The sequence below is a fragment of the Brevibacterium sp. BDJS002 genome, assembly GCF_028201555.1.
In the GTDB taxonomy this organism is placed as follows: domain Bacteria; phylum Actinomycetota; class Actinomycetes; order Actinomycetales; family Brevibacteriaceae; genus Brevibacterium; species Brevibacterium aurantiacum.
In genome coordinates, this window is record NZ_CP116392.1 from 1,227,676 (window position 1) to 1,247,519 (window position 19,844).

General features: G+C 58.0%; 15 protein-coding genes. 5 read left to right on the forward strand and 10 right to left on the reverse strand.

Features of this window, described 5'->3' with window-relative positions; all coding sequences use genetic code 11:
• From PGC08_RS05700 to ccsB, 3 genes are all read left to right on the forward strand, one after another.
• A complete protein-coding gene (locus tag PGC08_RS05700) occupies positions 1–756 on the forward strand; it encodes a cytochrome c biogenesis CcdA family protein (protein WP_271710043.1) in 756 nt (251 codons plus the stop codon).
• A complete protein-coding gene (gene resB / locus PGC08_RS05705) occupies positions 756–2,399 on the forward strand; it encodes a cytochrome c biogenesis protein ResB (RefSeq protein ID WP_271709717.1) in 1,644 nt (547 codons plus the stop codon). Before PGC08_RS05700 ends, resB begins: the two co-directional genes overlap by 1 nt.
• 240 nt (positions 2,400–2,639) lie before the next feature.
• Positions 2,640–3,647: a c-type cytochrome biogenesis protein CcsB gene (gene ccsB / locus PGC08_RS05710; protein WP_271709718.1), complete on the forward strand. Its 1,008-nt coding sequence runs from the start codon at positions 2,640–2,642 to the stop codon at positions 3,645–3,647.
• Between the two features lie 442 nt (positions 3,648–4,089).
• Here ccsB and PGC08_RS05715 read toward each other — a convergent pair whose 3' ends face one another.
• Positions 4,090–4,527 (reverse strand): PLD nuclease N-terminal domain-containing protein, encoded by a 438-nt coding sequence (locus tag PGC08_RS05715; RefSeq protein ID WP_009882908.1) that lies wholly within the window; start codon positions 4,525–4,527, stop codon positions 4,090–4,092.
• 84 nt (positions 4,528–4,611) lie between these two features.
• On the opposite strand from PGC08_RS05715, the gene PGC08_RS05720 reads away from it, so the two are divergent.
• Entirely contained in the window at positions 4,612–4,878 is a 267-nt protein-coding gene (locus PGC08_RS05720) for a DUF4229 domain-containing protein (protein ID WP_271709719.1), read from the forward strand.
• Positions 4,879–4,904: 26 nt separating this feature from the next.
• On the opposite strand, the gene PGC08_RS05725 is transcribed toward PGC08_RS05720, so the two are convergent.
• Positions 4,905–5,837: a 1,4-dihydroxy-2-naphthoate polyprenyltransferase gene (locus PGC08_RS05725; protein WP_009882905.1), complete on the reverse strand. Its 933-nt coding sequence runs from the start codon at positions 5,835–5,837 to the stop codon at positions 4,905–4,907.
• 60 nt (positions 5,838–5,897) lie between these two features.
• On the reverse strand, positions 5,898–7,127 hold the full coding sequence (locus tag PGC08_RS05730; RefSeq protein WP_271709720.1) for an AMP-binding protein: 1,230 nt from the start codon (positions 7,125–7,127) through the stop codon (positions 5,898–5,900).
• A 377-nt stretch (positions 7,128–7,504) separates the two neighbouring features.
• Here PGC08_RS05730 and PGC08_RS05735 point away from each other — a divergent pair, with 377 nt between their 5' ends.
• Positions 7,505–12,349: a DEAD/DEAH box helicase gene (locus PGC08_RS05735; RefSeq protein WP_271709721.1), complete on the forward strand. Its 4,845-nt coding sequence runs from the start codon at positions 7,505–7,507 to the stop codon at positions 12,347–12,349.
• Between the two features lie 198 nt (positions 12,350–12,547).
• Here PGC08_RS05735 and PGC08_RS05740 read toward each other — a convergent pair whose 3' ends face one another.
• The 7 genes from PGC08_RS05740 to PGC08_RS19540 all read right to left on the reverse strand — a co-directional run bounded on the left by PGC08_RS05740 (position 12,548) and on the right by PGC08_RS19540 (position 19,801).
• Positions 12,548–13,852 carry a deoxyguanosinetriphosphate triphosphohydrolase family protein gene (locus PGC08_RS05740; protein ID WP_271709722.1) on the reverse strand — a complete coding sequence of 435 codons (1,305 nt, stop codon included), beginning with the start codon at positions 13,850–13,852 and terminating at the stop codon, positions 12,548–12,550.
• A complete protein-coding gene (locus tag PGC08_RS05745) occupies positions 13,849–14,031 on the reverse strand; it encodes a hypothetical protein (RefSeq protein WP_271709723.1) in 183 nt (60 codons plus the stop codon). The genes PGC08_RS05740 and PGC08_RS05745 overlap by 4 nt, the downstream gene beginning before the upstream one ends.
• A gap of 389 nt (positions 14,032–14,420) precedes the next feature.
• Entirely contained in the window at positions 14,421–14,699 is a 279-nt protein-coding gene (locus tag PGC08_RS05750) for a hypothetical protein (RefSeq protein WP_271709724.1), read from the reverse strand.
• On the reverse strand, positions 14,696–15,283 hold the full coding sequence (locus PGC08_RS05755) for a recombinase family protein (protein WP_271709725.1): 588 nt from the start codon (positions 15,281–15,283) through the stop codon (positions 14,696–14,698). Before PGC08_RS05755 ends, PGC08_RS05750 begins: the two co-directional genes overlap by 4 nt.
• A gap of 173 nt (positions 15,284–15,456) precedes the next feature.
• Positions 15,457–16,413 carry an endonuclease/exonuclease/phosphatase family protein gene (locus PGC08_RS05760; RefSeq protein ID WP_271709726.1) on the reverse strand — a complete coding sequence of 319 codons (957 nt, stop codon included), beginning with the start codon at positions 16,411–16,413 and terminating at the stop codon, positions 15,457–15,459.
• A gap of 299 nt (positions 16,414–16,712) precedes the next feature.
• Complete coding sequence (locus PGC08_RS05765) at positions 16,713–17,285, reverse strand: hypothetical protein (protein WP_271709727.1); 573 nt, start codon at positions 17,283–17,285, stop codon at positions 16,713–16,715.
• A 2,021-nt stretch (positions 17,286–19,306) separates the two neighbouring features.
• Positions 19,307–19,801: a helicase associated domain-containing protein gene (locus PGC08_RS19540; protein WP_442868169.1), complete on the reverse strand. Its 495-nt coding sequence runs from the start codon at positions 19,799–19,801 to the stop codon at positions 19,307–19,309.
• Positions 19,802–19,844: the final 43 nt, after the last annotated feature.

Sequence of the window (19,844 nt, forward strand, 5' to 3'; positions counted from 1 at the left end):
ATCGGGGCGGACTTCGCCCAGACGGTTCTCGACGGGCCGCTGCTTCTGGCCGCTGGCGCGGCCGCACTGGCCGGACTCGTCTCCTTCGCCTCACCCTGCGTGCTGCCGCTGGTCCCCGGCTATGTCGGCTATGTCACCGGACTGAGCGGATCCTCCCTCAAGGACAAAGAGACCTGGCGAGTCGTCGTCGGGATCGCAATGTTCGTTCTCGGGTTCACCATCGTCTTCGTCCTGCTGGGGACAGGTTTCTCGGCCCTGGGCGCTCTGTTCTCACAGTGGCAGGGACTGGTCATCCGGATCCTCGGCGTCGTCGTCATCATCGCCGGCTTCGTGTTCATGGGCGGCTTCGGCCTACTCCAGACCGAGCACCGGATCCGGACTCGTCCTCAGGCAGGGCTCTGGGGTGCGCCCGTGCTCGGCGCCACCTTCGCCCTCGGCTGGGCCCCGTGCGTGGGCCCGACGCTGTCGGCAGTTCTGTCGATGTCGGTCAGCTTCGGCGGCGAGGGAACGATCTGGCGCGGCGCACTGTTGGCGTTCGTCTACTGCCTGGGACTGGGCATTCCCTTCATCCTCCTGGCGGTGGCGATCCACAAGGGTGCAGGCCGCCTGACTTGGGTGCGCAGGCACCAGACGGCGATCGTCCGTGCCGGCGGCATCATGCTCATCGTGTTGGGCGTTCTCATGGCCTCTGGGCTGTGGAACGCGTGGATGACCTCTCTGCAGGGTCTCATCTATGATTTCGAAGTGGTGATCTAGTGGCGAATAAGACCGCCGACAAGAAAGCTGACAACAGCAAGCAGGTTGGCAGCCACAAGTCCGGTGTGACCCAGCCGCAGCTGGGGTTCATAGGCATGTGCCGGTGGGCGTGGCGTCAGTTGACGACGATGCGGGTGGCGCTGATCCTCCTCCTCGTTTTGGCTTTGGCCGCGATCCCGGGCTCCCTGCTGCCGCAGCGCATCCAGGACCCGGGCCGGGTCACTACGTTCCTCGAGGAGAACGGTGCGTGGGGCCAGTTCCTCGACACGATCCAGATGTTCGACGTGTACTCCTCGATCTGGTTCTCCGCGATCTACCTCCTCCTCATGATCTCGCTGATCGGCTGCGTAATTCCGCGCTCGGCCCAGCATTGGAAGGCCATGCGTTCGGCCCCTCCCAAGGCACCGAGGCGGTTGGGTCGGATGCCCGGATACGAAGCCTTCACCTCGGCGACCGGATCAGCCGAATCCCGCGAAGCCGCAGACCAGGACTTCCTCGACGCCGCCCAAGCCCGGCTGAAGAAGCTCGGCTACCGCACCGTGCGCCACGACGATCACGTGGCTGCCGAACGCGGCTACCTGCGCGAGACCGGCAACCTGGTCTTCCATATCGCCCTCCTCGTCGCGACGCTGACGATGGCGATCGGATCCCTGTTCGGCTATCAGGGCCAGCGGATTCTCGTCGAGGGGGACACCTTCACGAACTCGCTGGTCGCCTACGACTCGTTCGAGCCGGGCTCCTATTACGACGCAGACAATCTGCCGGACTTCCGGCTCAAGCTCGACGACTTCGACGCCACCTTCGACGACCAGGCCCCAGGCGGCCAGTTCGGCCAGCCTCGTACCTTTGAAGCGAAGGTCACGACCACCGCCGATGGGGTGAGCGAGAAGCACACGCTGCGGGTGAACGAGCCCGTGCGTGTTGCTGAGACGGGCGTCTACCTGACCGGAAACGGATACGCCCCGGAGGTCACGGTCAAGGACGCTAAAGGGCAGGTCGTGCAGTCCGGTCCGCAGGTGTTCATCCCCGACGGCGGCGACCCGGGCTACACCTCCGAAGGCGTCATCAAGGTTCCTGACTCTGCCGGGACTCAGATGGGTTTCGTCGGGGTCTTCCTGCCGACCGCGACTCAGAACGAGCAGGACGAACTGGTCTCGAGCTTCGCTGGGCTGCGCAATCCCTACCTCGTGATGAGCGGATATACCGGTGACCTCGGCCTCGACGATGGAACCCCGCAGTCCGTGTACACGATCGAAGCCGAGAACATGACAGAGATGACCGACGCCTCTGGCAACCCTCTGCTCATCCAACTCGCCGAGGGAGAGACCCAGAAGCTGCCCGACGGCGGATCGGTGACCTTCGACGGGGTCAAACGCTTCATCGCCGTCGACATCTCCCAGGACCCGACACAGGGTCTGATGCTCGTCAGCGCGATCGCCGTGCTGCTGGGTCTGGGTCTTTCCCTGTTCATCCCACGCCGACGCATGTGGGTGCGCATCAAGGACGGCCAGGCCGAAGTTGCGGCTCTGGCCCGCGGCGAGGACCAGTTGGTCGAACGGGCTGCGAAGGACCTCGCGAAGGACCTCGGCAACGAACCGGACGATGATCCTGACGATGATTCCGGCCAACGGTTCCGACGATGATTCCGACCAACGGATGTGAGGCTCCTGACGAACGGAAGGCCCCGGACCGGAGTGCCCATGATCGGAGCGTTCGGGGTCGGAGAGCCCGAGATCGGAATGCCCGGGGAGACGAATGATTCGCTTTAAGTACTACGGGGAGTAGAATTGTCGCGGGTCGGCCCCGACGAGGACTGTCCTGGCACAGGAAAGCACAGCAACACCCACGACGCAATGGAAGAGCACCGCTGGTGCGGAGGATGTATGGACGTCAACACTGACCTCGCAATGTGGTCGAACCAGCTCATCATCTCGGCGATGATCGTCTACGCCGTCGCCATGATCTTCTACGCCTTCGACCTCTTCGGTGGGCGCGAGCTCAAGCAGACGGAAGCCAGCGCCAGCAGCGCCGCCAAGCCCTCGAACGTGCGACGCACGAACAGGAGGGCCACCACCGCACTCCTCGACCCGCCGCAGACCGCTGTTTCGGCTGAGATCTCGGCCGGAACAGGCAAGGAGAAGCCTCGGCGCGGGGCAAGGATCGGCACCTCGCTCCTCGTCCTTGCTGCCATTCTCCACGTGGCCGCTGTGCTCACTCGCGCACTGTCGGTGATGCGTGTGCCGTGGGGCAACATGATGGAATACGTCCTCACTGCCACCGTGATCACCGTCATCGTCTTCCTCATCGTCAATGTGAAGAAGGACATCCGCTACCTGGGAACGATCGTGGCCGGAGGAGTGCTCCTGTGCTTGGGCCTGGCCATTACGGTCTTCTACACGCCGGCCGCGCAGCTCATGCCGGCGCTCGACTCGTACTGGATCGCCATCCACGTACCCATCGCAATCCTGTCGACGTCGCTGCTCTACATCTCCGCGATCCTGGCCGTGTTCCAGATCCTGAAGAACGCACAGGAGACCAAGGACCCGAAGTGGCTGCGGTTCATGCGTCGGATGCCCGCGAGCATCGACCTGGAACGGTTCTCCTACACGATCGCTGCGGTCGGATTCATCACGTGGACGTTCACTCTCATCGCCGGCGCCATCTGGGCCGAGGTGGCTTGGAGCCGTTACTGGGGCTGGGACTCGAAGGAGATCTGGACGTTCGTCGTCTGGGTCATCTACGCCGCGTACCTGCATGCCCGCGCCACACGCGGTTGGGGCCCGACAAAGGTCGCAGTGCTCAACCTCGTCGGGATCGCCACGGTGATCTTCAACTTCACCGTCGTCAACATGTACTTCAACGGACTGCACTCGTACTCGGGACTCAGCTGATCCATCGCCGAGGCTGAACTGCGGTAGGCGTGCACCGCGCGGTGGTGCCGGGGTGGCCCGTACGATCATGCCGCGCATGCCGCGGTGGCTGTATTGATGTTCGGTGGGTCTAGATTGGCCTGAACCGCGCCACTGGGTAGAACCGGGTGACAGTGCTGGAGCGGGCTGCACAGCGCCGCGGGGCTGAACTACGGCACGGGCTCTGTACTGCCCACAGACGTAGCGCTACCAATCTCGATGCTTATCTAAGGGGCCGTGCTCGACCGCCCACGAGGGCCCGTGCGCAACCGGCCGCGAGCACCGGACTACAGGACTACCGGACTACCGGACAAAAGTCTGCGTAGAAGCTCTTCTATCCAGAAGTAGAAAGCTGCCTACAAGGTCTATCCGGATGCCCCAGCGCAACTAATGAAGCACTAGGGACAGATGACTTCCGACTGCTTCAGTTCGAGTGGCCGCGTCCGTCGCCGGTGGATCCGCCGGAACCGTGGTCATCGGTATCGGCGGAACGAGGATCGGAGTCGGGGGAGGAGCTGTCTCCGGAGTCATCAGCGTCGGGAGTCTTGTCCTCGGGCTTCTGCGCCTCGGGAGCGTGCTTGCCGAGCTTGACGTCGCGATCAACCTTGCGCAGGTAATCCTCGTCATCATCAGGGGCGCTGGGCCCCTGACGGCGCGGTGCTGCAGTGGGCTTGTCCTCAGACCCGCGGCCGAACGCGTACCAGAGCACGAAGCCGATGACGGGGATGAGAAGAATGATGATCGCCCAGACGGGTTTGGGCAGGACTCGGATCAGACCACGATCGCGCAGAAGGCAATCGAAGAGTCCGTACAACGTAACCGCTGCCGCAAGGACAATCGCGGCAATGAGTATTCGAGCCATGCACCCAGGATAGTCCACTAACCTGAACAACCGCCCACATGGGCAGTGATGAATCACTGATGTGGACGGACTAAAATAGGTGCAATGCGCAACTTCTGGATCTACACATTGGCTCGCCTGGGCATCATCGTCGCCGTAGGGCTGATTCTGCAGCCATTCCTCGGACTCAACCTCGTGATGGCCATGGCCGCGATCATCATCGGAACCATCCTCAGCTACATCTTCTTGGGCGGCATGCGAGCCAAGGTGGCGGAGGACATTGAGACCCGCGTGGCCAAACGTGCCACGACCCCTAAGCGCAAGAACGTCGACGAAGAAGCGGAAGACCGCATCGTCGACGACGAAAACTGATCCTGGCTACAGGGCCCAGCTCACCGCTACAGCGCCAGGCCGAGTCCCATCAGCGCGGCGAAGGCCAGCGCGGTGAGACCGGTTGATTTGATCGGGGGAATGAGCCCGGGACCGGTGGTTCCCCGCAGCACCGTCTTCAGCGGATTGAGGGCAGGCACCAGCGCGAGGATGGCCAGCGCCACCGCCGGATGCCCGTCGAGGATCGCCAAGACCAGCAGGGCGAAGGGCACGAGGACAAGGCTGGCGTACGCGATGCGTGCCCGATGCTCGCCGAGGCGGACGGCCAGAGTGATCTTGTCCGCCTCGATGTCGGTCGGGATGTCGCGCAGGTTGTTGACCATGAGCACCGCCGAGGCGAGCGAGCCGATGGCCACAGCACCGGCCCAGCCGCTGAGGCTGAGTCCGCCGACCTGCATCCACATCGTGCCCAGGGTGGCGACGAGGCCGAAGAAGACGAAGACGAAGACTTCGCCCAGACCCATGTAGCCGTAGGGCTTCTTGCCGCCTGTGTAGAACCAGGCTGCCGCCACGGCGGCGGCGCCGACGATGAGGAACCACCACGCCTGAGCGATGATGACGAGGACGACTCCCGCAACTCCGGCGATGCCGAAGAACAGGAAGGCCGCACGTTTGACTGCGCTCGGCTCGGCCAGACCCGTCGCGGTGAGACGCACGGGACCAACGCGGACGTCATCTGTGCCGCGAACCCCGTCGGAATAGTCATTGGCGAAGTTCGACCCGATCTGCAGGCAGAGCGAGACGAGGAGGGCCAGCACCGCACGCAAGAAGATCTGCGGCAGCGAAAAGTCGTGGCCGTTGCGCGTGTAGTCCCCGATGATGAAGGAAGTGAATCCGCCGACGGAGCCGATGGCAGCACCGGTCCCGATCAGGACAGGGGCAACTGCCAGCGGCAATGTTCGTAATCGGGCTCCGGAGATCCACTGCGCAGCAGTTGCCATTGGGCGGGATACCTTCCTCACAAAAATTAGGATCGTCTCATATTACCGAGTGTTCACTTATTAAGGTATTCGGGATCTTCGTCTCTCGGCTGCAACCAATTCGGCCGCTAGCCGGGACGCAACCATCCGGTCGGGTTTGCCTATCGAACGGTTGGGGATCTCGGTGACGGGAAAGGCCAACCGCGGAAGCGGCCGCCCACCCATCCCATGATCGAGTCCGCCCAGATGCCGCGCCAACTCACGCGATGATCCCAACGCTGCTCTCATGGCGGGCGACACCTGGTCCTCGAGGCGAACGAGTGCGACGAGCAGCTTTCCCCACTCATCATCGGGCACCCAGGTCACGAGCACCTCGGCGATTCCATGGTGCTGCCAGGTGGGCAGCAGCCCGGTCTCGAGCTCGTGAGGAGAGACGTTCGTGCCGCCGGAGACGATGATGTCATCGGAACGACCGAGCACCGAGAGCACCCCATCGTCGAGCCGACCTAGGTCGCTGGTGCGCATCGTGCGTGAACCGTCATCGTCGGTGGTCAGTCCGGGATTGTCTACAGGACTGATCTGACCGTCGGCGTTGAATTCGACGTAGGAATCGGCGACGACGGGACCGCGCAGGTCGATCGTCGAAGTATCGGTGATCGTGATCTCGACACCGTCGAAGGGAACGCCGTCGTAGACGCAGCCGCCTGCGGTTTCGCTCATGCCGTAGGTGCGTACGATGCTCAGCCCGTGTTCATCAGCGCGCTCGAGTAGGGCCGGTGAGATCGCGGACCCGCCGAGGAGGATCGTGTCGAACTTCGCCGCCGCAAGCGTGGCCCGGTCATCGGCCAGGACCCGGTGCAGCTGGGTGGGCACCAGTGAGGTGTAGCTCGGCCGGCTGCCGCCGCGTGCGAACAGACTCTCGACCTCCTCGGCGAAGGATTCGGCCGTGAAGGACGCCGAGGTGGTCCTCACCGGCTCCCGTCCCGCGAGCCGGGCCCGCAGCTCCACCTGGAACCCTGCGATGTGGTTGGTCGGCAGGGTGAGGTGCCAATCTCCGGGGCCGGCGAGGAATCGTTCGGTTGCCCGCGCCGAGGTGGTCAGGGCGTCTGCGGACAAGGCGACGGCCTTGGCCGTGCCCGTCGAACCCGAGGTGAAGAGGATCAGCGCCGGAGCCCGGCCAGCACCTCTCCACTGGCTGGGGGCCACCTCGGTGATGGAATCGTCACGATTGCGGGGCAGGACAAGGATCGACCGGCCGGCCAAGGCTCGATCGATGGCTGCCGGCAGATCCTCAACGGTCTGAGCGGTCATGCGGACTGTGCGTTCATGCGGACTGTGCGTTCATGCGGACTGAACATTCATGGAGTGGAGGTGCTCAGTAGTACCAGGGGAACGCCTGGATGGGCGTTGACTGGTGTTGGCAGTGTTTGAACGCTAGAGCTGACCAGGGGTTATAGCGTTGGTTGTGTTGACTGAATTTGGTCATTTGCGACTCTCTTGCGGACTCTATGCGGACTGCGACGGCGCTGATGGACTATTGATTCCATTGTCGCACCCTCTGAGCCAGATGTGCCCATGCGACGGTGTCTATCGAGCCTGACGCGTTTTCGCGTCGTGGGCGGCGACTTGTTATGAGATCGTGGTTTTCACTGACGAAAAGGCCTATCAAAGCAGGCATAATCGTGCATATGACGGCTATGGCTTTTGACGAGGTGTTTGATCGCCTCTACTTCTCCGCAACGAGCGAGCACGACAAGGGATCAAAGTTCGAAGAACTCCTCGAGTCTTACCTCCAAACGGAACCGAAGTATGCCGACCAGTTTTCAAAGGTCTGGCGATGGCAGCACTGGCCAGGCCGTGCAGGGCGGGTCGACACTGGTATCGACCTCGTGGCCGAAGACCGCTACACAGGTGAACTCGTTGCGATCCAGGCGAAATTCTACGACCCTGAACGAAAGCTTGAGAAACACCACATTGATTCGTTCTTCACCGAACTCGGCAAGGAACCATTCGCTCGGGGCATGATCGTGTCTTCGACCGATCAGTGGTCAACACACGCGGAAGCGGCCCTGGCCGGGCAGACGAAAGAAGTCCAGCGAATCCGGTTACGCGACTTCGCTGAATCCACCATCGACTGGTCCGTTTTCGACCTCGACCGTCCCCACGAACTGACAGCCAAGCCGGGCAAACAACCGCGGAAGTATCAGCGCGAAGCCATTGACGACGTCATCAACGGGTTCACCACGCATGATCGCGGAAAACTGATCATGGCATGCGGTACAGGGAAAACTTTCACCGCTTTGTCATTGGTTGAGCGGTATGTCCCAGCAGGTGGCAGTGTTCTCTTTCTCGTACCGTCCATCGCGTTGTTGCAGCAAACGTTGAATGAGTGGACCGCGCAGGCGAATGTGAATCTGCGTCCTTTCGCAGTGTGTTCCGATACTTCTGTGGGTCGGAAGCAGTCTGAAGATGTGTCAGTCCACGATCTTGGATTCCCCGCTACGACCGACCCCAATAAGTTGGCGGCACGTTTCAATATCTCGACCGGCGACGAGTCAATCAGCGTGGTGTTCTCCACCTACCAGTCAATTGACGTCATTCACCAGGCTCAGCAGCAGGGTACCCAGAGAGGCGAGGCCGGGCTCCCCGGAATGGGAGCCTTTGAAAAGGGATTGCCCGACTTCGACCTGATCATCTGCGACGAAGCCCACCGCACCACCGGCATCTCGCAGCCAGGAGCCGACGACTCCGCTTTTGTGCGTGTACACAATGACGTATTCATTCGCGCGAAGAAGCGCCTTTACATGACTGCAACTCCACGGATCTACGTGGAGGACTCGAAGGCGAAGGCTGCCCAGGATGGTGTGGCGGTGTATTCGATGGACGACGAATCCACATATGGGCCTGAGCTCCATCACCTCGGATTCGGTCGCGCGGTCGAGCTCGGACATCTGTCCGACTACAAAGTCCTGATTTTGGCCGTTGACGAAGCCTCGGTTGCGACGTCGTTCCAGCGGTTGCTTTCCGAAGACGGCGACCTCAACCTCGACGATGTGGCTAGGATCGTCGGGTGCTGGAACGGGCTCTCTAAACGCGGCGTCCATGGGCAACGACTAGCGATCAATGATGATTCTCCAATGAACCGGGCCGTGGCATTCGCTCGGAATATTAAGGAATCAAAGGCTCTGGCGGACCAGTTCGAGAAAATCGGACGGGAACTCCTTGTCAACCGTACTGATGACCAGTCGAAGCTACGTATGGAAGCCGAACACGTTGACGGTACTTTCAACGTCCTCGAACGTTCCAAGCGTTTGGATTGGCTCCAGGATGAAGCTGGCTCAAATACGTGCCGGATTCTTACGAACGCAAAGTGTCTGACCGAAGGAGTCGACGTCCCCAGCCTTGACGGGGTTCTATTCCTGAACCCGCGCAACTCTCAAGTGGACGTTGTTCAGGCTGTTGGACGGGTCATGCGTAAGGCACCGGGTAAAGAGTATGGGTACATCGTGCTGCCCATCGCGGTGCCGGCGGATCAGGACCCTGAGACGGCGTTGAATGACAACAAGAAGTACAAAGTCGTGTGGGATGTGCTGCAGGCACTGCGTGCTCATGATGACCGTTTCGAAGCGATGATCAACAAGATCGTCATGGATAAAGGTGCAAACAAGACGGTTGATGTTATCGGCATCGGAACTGGTGACGAGGACACTGATTCTGACAGGTCGTCGGGACAGGACAGTGCTGAGGCTCTGTTTTCGATGGCTAACGCCGCTGCGTGGGAGAACGCGATTTTTGCTCGCATGGTCAAGAAGGTCGGTGATCGCAAATATTGGGAAAACTGGGCAGACGATGTCAAAGAGATTGCTGACCGGCAAACGGCTCGTCTGCTCGCTATCATCAACGACCCAGAGAACCTGATTGTTGAGGAGCGGTTCTCCGAATTTGCCTCAGCACTTCGAGCGAACCTCAACGACGGGATTACCAATACCGATGCCGTTGACATGCTTGTCCAGCACATGATTACCAAGCCGGTTTTCGATGCGTTGTTCGATGATTATGACTTCACTGCCCATAACCCAGTTTCGAAGGTCATGGACTCCATGCTCGCGGTGCTGGGAGAGTACAACCTGGATACGGAAACTGGGAAGCTCGACGAGTTCTACCGGTCCGTTCGGATCCGCGCTGAAGGGATCGAATCCGCGCAGGGTAAGCAGCAGATCATTACCGAACTGTATGAACGCTTCTTCAAGCTCGCTTTCCCCAAGACCGCTGAGTCACTCGGCATTGTCTACACCCCTGTCGAGGTCGTGGACTTCATCCTCCGGTCAGTCAATGACGTACTGAAGGAGCACTTTGGGACCACGATTTCGGGCGAGGGCGTCCACGTGCTCGATCCGTTCACGGGGACAGGCACGTTTATCACGCGACTCCTCCAATCAGGATTGATCGAACCGGCTGACCTTGCACGCAAGTACGCCGAAGAGTTACATGCCAACGAAATCTTGCTCATGGCCTACTACATCGCGGCGATCAATATCGAAGCCACTTTCCATGGCCTCCAACGAGAAACGGCTACCGAAAGCGGAACAGACCCAGACCAAGTTGGGTACAGACCGTTCGAAGGAATCGTGCTGACCGATACGTTCCAGATGACGGAAGACGGGGACTCGCTCGACGAGGCAATATTTACCAGTAACAACGACCGTGTCATCGCCCAGAACGGCCTCGACATCCGAGTAATCCTCGGCAACCCTCCCTACTCTGTGGGACAAACCAGTGGCAACGACAACAATGCTAACCAGAAGTATCCGACCCTAGACGAGTCAATCCGGTCAACATACGCGGCACGGTCATCTGCGACGAACAAGAACTCCTTGTATGACTCATACGTCCGCGCAATTCGGTGGGCGTCCAACCGAGTTCTTGACTCGGCCAAGGGTGGCGTCGTCTGCTATGTCTCGAACGGCGGCTATATCGATGGCAATACCGCTGACGGTCTGAGGCAGACCCTCACACGCGAGTTTCATGACGTCTATATCTACAATTTGCGTGGAAATACTCGCACTTCGGGTGAGCATGCTCGTCGCGAGGGTGGACAGGTATTCGGGCCTGGATCACGGGCTACGGTTGCGGTGATGGTTTTGGTAAAGCGCCCAGGACGAGTGAGCGAATGTGTGCTGCACTATAAGGACATTGGCGACTACCTCGATAGGGCTACGAAACTCGCCACTCTGGAAGGGAACTCACTAGCCTCCCTCGACTGGGACATGATCGAACCAAACCAGTATGGCGACTGGATCAACCAGCGCGATCCCAACTACGAAAACTACCCGCTCATCGCTGACAAAAAGGATAATACAGGGAGAACTATTTTCTCCTTAGTCTCAGGTGGCCTCAAGTCCAACCGGGACGCATGGGTGTATAACTTATCGCAGAAGAAGGTCGCCAAAAACGTCGAGGCGATGATTGATTTCTACAACAGTGAGGTCGATCGTTGGGAAGCATCTAGTCGGCCTGAACCAGTGGAAAATTTCGTTGACTATGATCCATCAAGAATCAGTTGGTCATCGACCTTGAGGACTCGCCTAGCTGCGGGACGAAAATTCTGCAAGACTGATTCGTCGATGCGGGAAGCGATGTATCGCCCGTATCAGAAGGCGCACCTCTACTTCTCTTCCGACCTTAATGAGCGTCGCTACAGGTTGAACGAGCTATTTCCGGTGCCAGACTCCACCAATACTGGCTTCTACGTGGTGGGCCCCGGCAATGACAAACTGTTCTCGCTCCTGGCCACTGATCTCATTCCTGATCTTTCTTTCTGGGGTTCCGGTCAAGGCCAGTTTTTTGCCCGGTATTCTTATTCGTCCCCAGCCGAAGACGCTCTTTTGGAAACTCCCACGCAACGGGACAATATAACGGATTGGGCGTTGAGCGAATACAGAAATGCATATGGTGAAGACGTTTCTAAGGACGACATCTTCTTCTACGTCTATGGACTTCTGCATTCGACGGACTATCGATCCACATATGAAGCCGAGCTGAAGAAAACCCTGCCTCGCATTCCTCAAGTCAAGGGTCGTGAGAGCTTCGATGCATTCGTGAGAGCGGGGCGTCAGCTCTCCGCGCTACACATAGGGTACGAAGACATCGATCCTTATCCTCTGACAGAGACGTTCGCTACCGTGGCTCCAGAAAATGAGTTCGAAAGATTTGCCGTTACTAAGATGAAGTACGGGGGCAAGTCGGGGGCATGGGATAAAACGGTGCTCAAATACAACCCTTACATCACCATCGAGGGGATTCCTGAGGAAGCACAGCAGTACATGCTGGGTTCTAGGTCGGGCATCGATTGGATTCTCGAGCGTTACCAGGTCAAGACGGACAAAGCATCCGGCATCGTCAATGATCCCAATGATTGGTCACGCGAACACAATTATCCTCGCTACATCATTGACCTAGTTGGAAAGATAGTGGCCGTCAGTATCGAGACTGTTCGTATTATCGATGGCCTTCCGACGTTGGAAACTCAGTGACATTTGGCTATAAGGACCATGCGAGTAGATCGTGACTTGTCAATGGTTTTATCGGCCGGGCCGATACTGGGCTACCAACGTGCCGGTACCGACAAGTGCGTAGGAACTTCCACTGTCGGTTACTGAATTTCTCCGCCTGGCGGAACGCAAATAGACTCGGCGGTTGCCGCGTGGCTCTACGGAATCGACATTCGGAATCTATACGATAGCGTCGAGCACAGAACCGAGAGACGACCCTGTCAGCCTTGCATTAAAACGCAGGATCTCGTCCTCGGTCATTGCGCAAATCGCATCAGCGACGATTCTTGCACGCATGCTTGGAGAATCTTCGCCCAGCTGCTTTGCAGACTCTAGCGATTCAGCGGCCCGGATGGGCAGTATGTTTGAGTTGGTTTGAAGATTTTCATCGGCCGCGTCGAACATAATGGTGAAGACATTCTCTATGACAGTTATTTGGCCGTGCTGTTGAGCAGCTAGTGATGGACCTTCTATGAGGTACCGCCACGTGAGCTCTTTGAGTATGTCAACTTCTAACCGGGCTTGAGAGTCGACGTGTAACCGCCAAACCCCATTGTCATTTTGTTCGAGCTGACTATTGTGTCGTAGGTACGTGGAAATGAGGTGCGAAGAGTACTTCCTTAGACGTCCCTCGTCGTCGGTGGAGTCGGTATACGAACGGGAAAACGGAAGCAACGCTGTAATTTGATCCAGTGCGTTCGAAATGTCGGCCTCGCTAGCGACAGGATCCGCCGTCGACTGACGTCGTTTCAGCCAACGCTGGTGCACCCAGCTCGCGAATTCTTGGCGATAGCTTGTATCTGTTCTCAGGTGGTTTGGAGAAACTAGGCCTGCGCGAATTAGGTCCTCTGTGTCGTGGACGGCGTAGGTAATGTCGTCTGCCCAGTCCATGATTTCAGCTTCCAAGCTCTGCTCGGAATCATCGTGCGCAGCACGTGCGAACTGGAAATCGACGGAGTCCGCAGCGTAGGCGCCCCACTTATTCCTAGCTTCACCGTCAATTTGCCATGGATACTTCAGAATCGCATCTAGCGTCCTTCGAGTAAGGTCCAGTCCCTTGTATCCGGTGCTGTTTCTTGCGAGCTTAGTGACTGCGCGGAACGATTGCGCGTTCCCTTCGAAGTGATCGTGTCCGCAGTACTTGCGCATTAGGCTTTGCAGCTTGATCTCGCCGATATGTCCAAACGGTGGGTGGCCAAGATCGTGGGCGTGCGCCGCGGCTTCGGCAACGTCTGGGTCGAGCACTTGATTTCCAACTTGATGCTGGTCCTTGAGATGCTCCGATAGTCGACGAGCGATTTGTGCGACTTTGAGGGTATGCGTGAGCCGATTATGGAAGACATGACCTTCCAAAGCTGAAACGACCTGAGTTACACCAGCTAGGCGACGATAGAGACTGGAATAGATAATCCGATCGCGGTCACGTTGATACGGTGATCTGTTATCACCTTTGATAGAAGTGTGTCGCCTATCGTCCGGATTCACACGCCCTGGAGCGTAAGGCGGTAGTTGTTGTTATCGACAGCCAAGCTACCGTCGCTCAAGGCTTCTATGAGAGCTTCCGAAGCTTTCTCCGGGGTCTGTCCTCCGTCTTCAAGCTTCTGGACCGCTGCTCTCATTGTGAGGTCGGCGTTATGCCGGACAAGATCTATTAGCTGTTCCATCGAGCGCCTCCTAGACTTGTGCGGGAAGAAGCTGGGCTACGCTTTACATTCGTGAAGCGCCTGATCCACCAAGAGCCTGTGGAAGCATCCCGCTGATAGCCACATTGTATAGCAGGTAGCGCGTTCCATGTAGATTCTTCTGAATCAAGTCGGCCTTCGTGGTTTTTCGCGCTTGGAAGGATGGCGATGAGTTGAAAGTAGATCCCCGCGCTTATCGGATCCACGAGAAGCGATACCGAGCCTTGCGATGATTAAGCCAACCCTGCGACTGGCTCTTTTGCGCCTGTTGTCGGCTGAGATCCGTCGATCGCCGGGCCGAGTTCGGTGGTGGTTACAGGGCCTGCCCCGTCCGTCTGTCCGACAGGGGGAACCCTGATACTGAAGGATGGCTACTGGGGTTGCTGATGATTCGGGAGTTCGAAGCCAGAGCGGGCCGCCTGGGTAGAGGTGCCTAGGGCATCGGCGATGTTCTCCCATGAATCGCCGGCAGCGCGCGCTTCGCGGATGATGGCGCTTCGAGCCTGTTGAGCGGCTAGCTCGGTTAAACGAAGTGCCCCCAGCATGTCACCAAAATCATCAGCGTTGCTTATGTTTCTCGCGAACGTCACCAGTACGTTGAGCGCATGGGCCCGTGCGGCTACCAGATCTTCGAATTCAGTATCGATCACTCTGTCGCTCCATTCGACTTGGCGCGCTCCATGGCCCTGTAAACCGTTGCGCGGCTGACTCCCATTAGTCCTGCGACCTCAGAAGTGGTGTGCTCGCCGGATTCGACCAATTGAACTAGGTGGCGTTCTTGTGCGCGGGACAGTTTCGGTTGCTTGCCGCGAAGGCGGCCGCGAGTTCTGGCGACTGCCATTCCCTCACGTGTTCTAGCTCGGATGAGATCGGATTCGAACTCAGCGAATACAGCCATGATCGAGAAAAACATTCGGCCCATTGGATCAGCTGGGTCATGGATAGAGCCGCCTAGAGACAGTGCGGCACCTGTCGCCTCAATTTCTTCGGCGATGTCACTTGCGTCTCGGACAGATCGTGCAAGACGATCCAGCTTGGTAACCACAAGCGTGTCGTGCGCGCGGAGCGCTGCAAGCGCTTCTCGCAGGCCGGGCCGGTCGCGGTTGGTTCCAGACAGTCCGACGTCTATGTAAATTCGATTATCGTCGACGCCCATTCGTGACAGAGCGGAGCGTTGGGCGGTTAAGTCTGCGTCCTGATGGTGGGTCGAACATCTGGCATATCCGATCAACATGGATTGAGCCTCTTCATGTCTCAGTTACGGTTCCCTGACCGGGCTTTTTGACGGGCGGGTCATACGAACACTGTTTTCACGTGATTCGCTGCTTGCCTGCGAGCGTGCGGTCACCGGACGTCTTACGCACACCGAGGCAGTGCTGGAGCCGTTCCTGCTGGCTCTTTGATAACTCATTCGGAAAACAGGGACGAGTTGCCCACAGTCACGCAAAGCCGAGCATGGTCGGATGCATATCCGAGGTCAACTCCCATGTGATTGATTTTTGGAGGAGGTACCGCTGTCAAAGCAGCTGATACACCTTGGGCGTGACGGTAGAACACCTGGTCGATGTATCGACCAGATCGATCTCTGTCGCGCGTGTATGGAAAGGTCGGATGGACGGGGTCGCGCCCAGATTGAAGTAATTGGACCCATCCGCGTCCAGATTCATCACATCCTGCTCTGGCGATATCTGGACGACGATCCTGATTGACACGTGAAGGGTCGGACATCAAGTTCCAGTCGCCACCGACGAGCAAATAGGCGCCCTCGCCTGCGAATTCGTTCGTCCACCACACAGCCAGATCGGATGCCGTCTCTCGCTTAAGTTTCGACGATTGCTGAGGGGTGTAGATGCGTCGCTTTCCGCTACGGCCCGACGGCTTCTGACTCATGGCACCCGGGGATTGGTAGTCGATGCGCTCGTGTTGGGGCGTGTAGATGGCGACAATTGCGAGAGGTTCTGGATCGACGTCAAGAATCACTCCGGCTGCACTGAGAGCGAGCCCATCGCGGATCTCCGCAACACCATTCTGACGTTTCCGCACGTCTGCGAACCGGAGGGTGGAACTATGCTTCAGTACCCGCAATCCTTTACGCACCAGCATCACTGTATGGCGGGTTCTCGCATTAGTCCTATCTGGCGAAATATCGACGGTGGATACCGCAAGGTCGAAGCCATGTCCGTTTGCTTCCTTCTCGATGAGACTAAGGGCTGCACGATGAACAGAGATAAGCCCAATGACATCCCAATCGCCCGACAGCACTTCATCGAGAACATACCGGGGGCGGATCCGGTTGCGCCGATCTACACCACCGATTTCTTTGACATTCCAAAAGGTTATCTTCAATTTCGTCACTTGTGTCATCAGTTGCTTCTTTCCACGTTCGGTTTTTCGAGGTAGGGACGTCTAACGGACGCCCCGTATGCGCCTCACTTCTAGTCGGAGGTCAGTTGTCATAGGTGGGACCGGAATTGGATGACAGCCGCTAGTGCTCCTGACGGCCATGCGCCGATGTTACGAAGTGAGCTTCTGACGGAGAGAAGCCAGCAGTTGATCATGTCGACCTCTGATTTTTCAGTGCTGCATTAAACCATCTGAAAGATTCACATCGGTCCGGAGCCCAAACAGAGGAGTACCAATTGTCGGGATCGATGCCGACTGTTTTAGTTGCTCGCAGCTTCCATGCCTCGTGCAGCCTCGATGTCCGGGTAGCAGTCGAGCATGAACCTCGCTACTTCGTCCCGGTCCGCGTACTCGACCGCCGACAGCACATTAGCGAAGACCCATGCGATGACCTTTCGCTCAGTCATGCCTGACGGAGCCGACGAGCAGAAGTCACCATGCTCGGCATATAAGACGCTCCTGGTTGAATCCTCGATTGTGTCAAGGGTTTCGATCATGCCGTACAGATCTTCGTGGCTGAGGCCGTAGACCCGAGATCGTGATTGGCCGTCTTCTGCGTCACCGTAGGCCCTGGCGCGCGGAGCGAGAGCCTCGTGCGCCTGCTTGAGTCCTTCGCCGGATAGCGTCTTGAGTCCCGGCTCAGTGAGGGGAATCGTTCCCGGCTCTGGCTCGCCGCCATGTGCAATGAGAGCATACGAGCCGTCAAGGTGGAACTTCGCGGAGAGACCGAGGAAGTGGTCAACTGTGTGGAGTCGGTCGAGGCGGTCTTCCTGGGACTCGGCGGGCCATGCTCCGATCGGGGCGACTATTTGTCTGCTGTGCATGTAGTACATGGCTATTCCTTTCAGACTTTGTGTCAAAGATTTCCGAGATGTTGGCGTAGTCGAGATAGTGCTTCAGGGGCATTGACACGTGCACGGATCGTGGAGGGGGAGAGGCCGCAAGCACCGGAGAGGAATCGCAGTGATAGCGGTGGGTACATGACTCGGTGCGCGTAGGTAAGTGCGAGCGTGAGTTCCATGTCTGCATCCCGTGCCGTCTCCGCCACCTGGGTGATGCCGGAAACGAACTGTTCGACCGGTAGGTTGCGGATGTCCTCGACTATCGTGGACCTCCGAGTATGCACTCGACGCTTCACCTTCAGTTCGTCCGTGCGATGTTTGTTCCCGAATCTCATGACCTTGCAGTTGTTCTGAGTGGTTCTAAGCCGACTGCCTCGTCCAGGACGTCTGGCACAGCGGCCAGCCCCGCCTCGACTCGCTCTGCCATAGCTTCTGAACCGTCGAGGATGGCGTCCGAACCAACTTCGAGTAGATTGAGTCCCCTCTTGATGGCACTGGCTCGGATGGCGGCCTTTGGGACATGGCCGAATCGCTGACGGGCGCGAGCTGCACCGCGCACACGCGGATTCTCGTCTCCTGCTAGTGCTTCACGTGCCCAGTGCGTGATCCTCGGGTTTTGAGCGAGAGCCAGCCGGACCTTCGGGGACAGATCTGCTGCGAGTGAATTCTGTTCGTCCGTGCTGAGGTGTCCATGTCTCGCTCGCTCAGCGCGGACAGCCGGAGCAGGGTCGTATGTCGCCTCCGGTCGGCTCCTTGCACTAGCTTCGCGATGGCTGATGGTGCCGCTGGCCCAAACCTCGTCGATTGCAACGTCCTCCGGCAGCCCGCGATCTAGCATCTGTCGCGAGTGCCGCTGTTGTCGCCGGTGGGCTGGATCGCAGCAGCGGCACCTAATCTGATGATCGTGTGTATCTTCACCGCGACACATTATTGGTGACCCTTTCTGTTTCGGTGCTAGTTCTTGTAGCAACAGTAAGGGCGGATTATCTTAAAGTATGGTTTTATGCACGATAGCAGGGACGAAAGACAACCGGGGTTTCTCCGTTTATTCATTGACGTCTTGGGGATTTAAAATTCGTGGTTTAAAACCCTTGACAGGATTTGAGGATGTCGGTCTTTTGGGCTTTGAGTGTTCAAAACTCTGAGTGGAGGTGAATACGACGAAGGCCCCGTGGGATCGGTCCGCCCGGATCGCCGGGGGAACCGAATCCTCCAAGAGGCCTTCGCGCTGTCAAGTATTCAATGCTTCGCTGCGAAATGTCAAGGGAGGGGGATGAACGAACAGAAAATGGTCTTAGGCCAAGCCAAAGATGCTTAATACCCCTAATAGGGGTAATGCCTTTATTGGAGGTGTGTGGTCTGGACGAAAGTGTTTACCGGGTGTCAACACGTTCGCATGACAGGAAACCAGGAACCTGTGGCGGTTGACAAATGTTTGGCGGTGGTAGAGAGCGCGGAGCCTGGGAGGTCGGATCAGTGGGGAGGGTCAGAAGGCGTCGCACGCCATTGCGCCAAACTCTTTGATGAAATGCGGCTTACGCAGATTCGGATCGCTGACGTATGTGCCGCGGCTGCTAAGTAGAAGCTCAGAACACGATCCGCGGTTGACGTGGCTGCCGCGCTGGGATTGTCGTCGTCAGCCATATCTAAACTGCTTAGGCGAGATCTCATTGAGTTCGTATGGTGAGTCACTCGGATGCAGGGGCACCAAAAATGTTGCTCGTAACTCCAATGGTGGTATTGCCAGCAATAGATGCTGATGCAGCATAGTAGCGGCAGTCTCGAATATCGTGACCATAAGGCGCACGAGCCTGTAGACCTTCGACCAGGTGCAGGTTACTTCCAGCCAGTTGCTGTGGCGCGGCGGGAACGGCGTCGGGTTCCTTTCAGGATATGGTCTCGAAAGTCGTGACCTTCTCTTGTACATGGGGTCCTGAAGGTACCGCATGTCAGATACGAATTTGGAGCCAGCGATAGAGCTGATCATCGAATAGTTACAGTACGAAGTGTGGTCACCAGCTTCGCTTACCCTGTCCCGGGTTCCAACAGATGTTCATACTTTCAGCTTCGAGCACGACTGCGTCAGACAGTTCCTTCTGTCGTTTCAAACCGCGAAGGCGTGCGATCCAGCGCCCAGCACCAGGCCAACTTTCGGTGCCTTGGAGCTGCGGAACATTTACATTGCCATGCTGGTGAAAGTAGTCTTCGAGCCAGCCGAGGCGTTTGAGATAGTCGCTCTCTTTTCGTTCAGCTCTAGATCGAGGCTTCGGTGTCGGCTTCGGGTTACGATATGGCGGTCTAAACCTCACACCGATATCTTCGGCTACCGCAATTTGGTCTTCTGTGAGCCTGCCAGCACGGAACTTGACTCGCAGATTCGAGACCCAAAGTCCGACGCTCCATTCGAGCCATACCTCGTCGGCTTTGGGGTTTGCATGCCCGTGATATCGGGCATACGAAGTCAACCGTGCAATGCCGCGGCCGAAGTCGACTCGTCCTCTACCCATCTTCGGATGATAGCGAATAGAAGTACTGTTGCGAAGGGCAAAA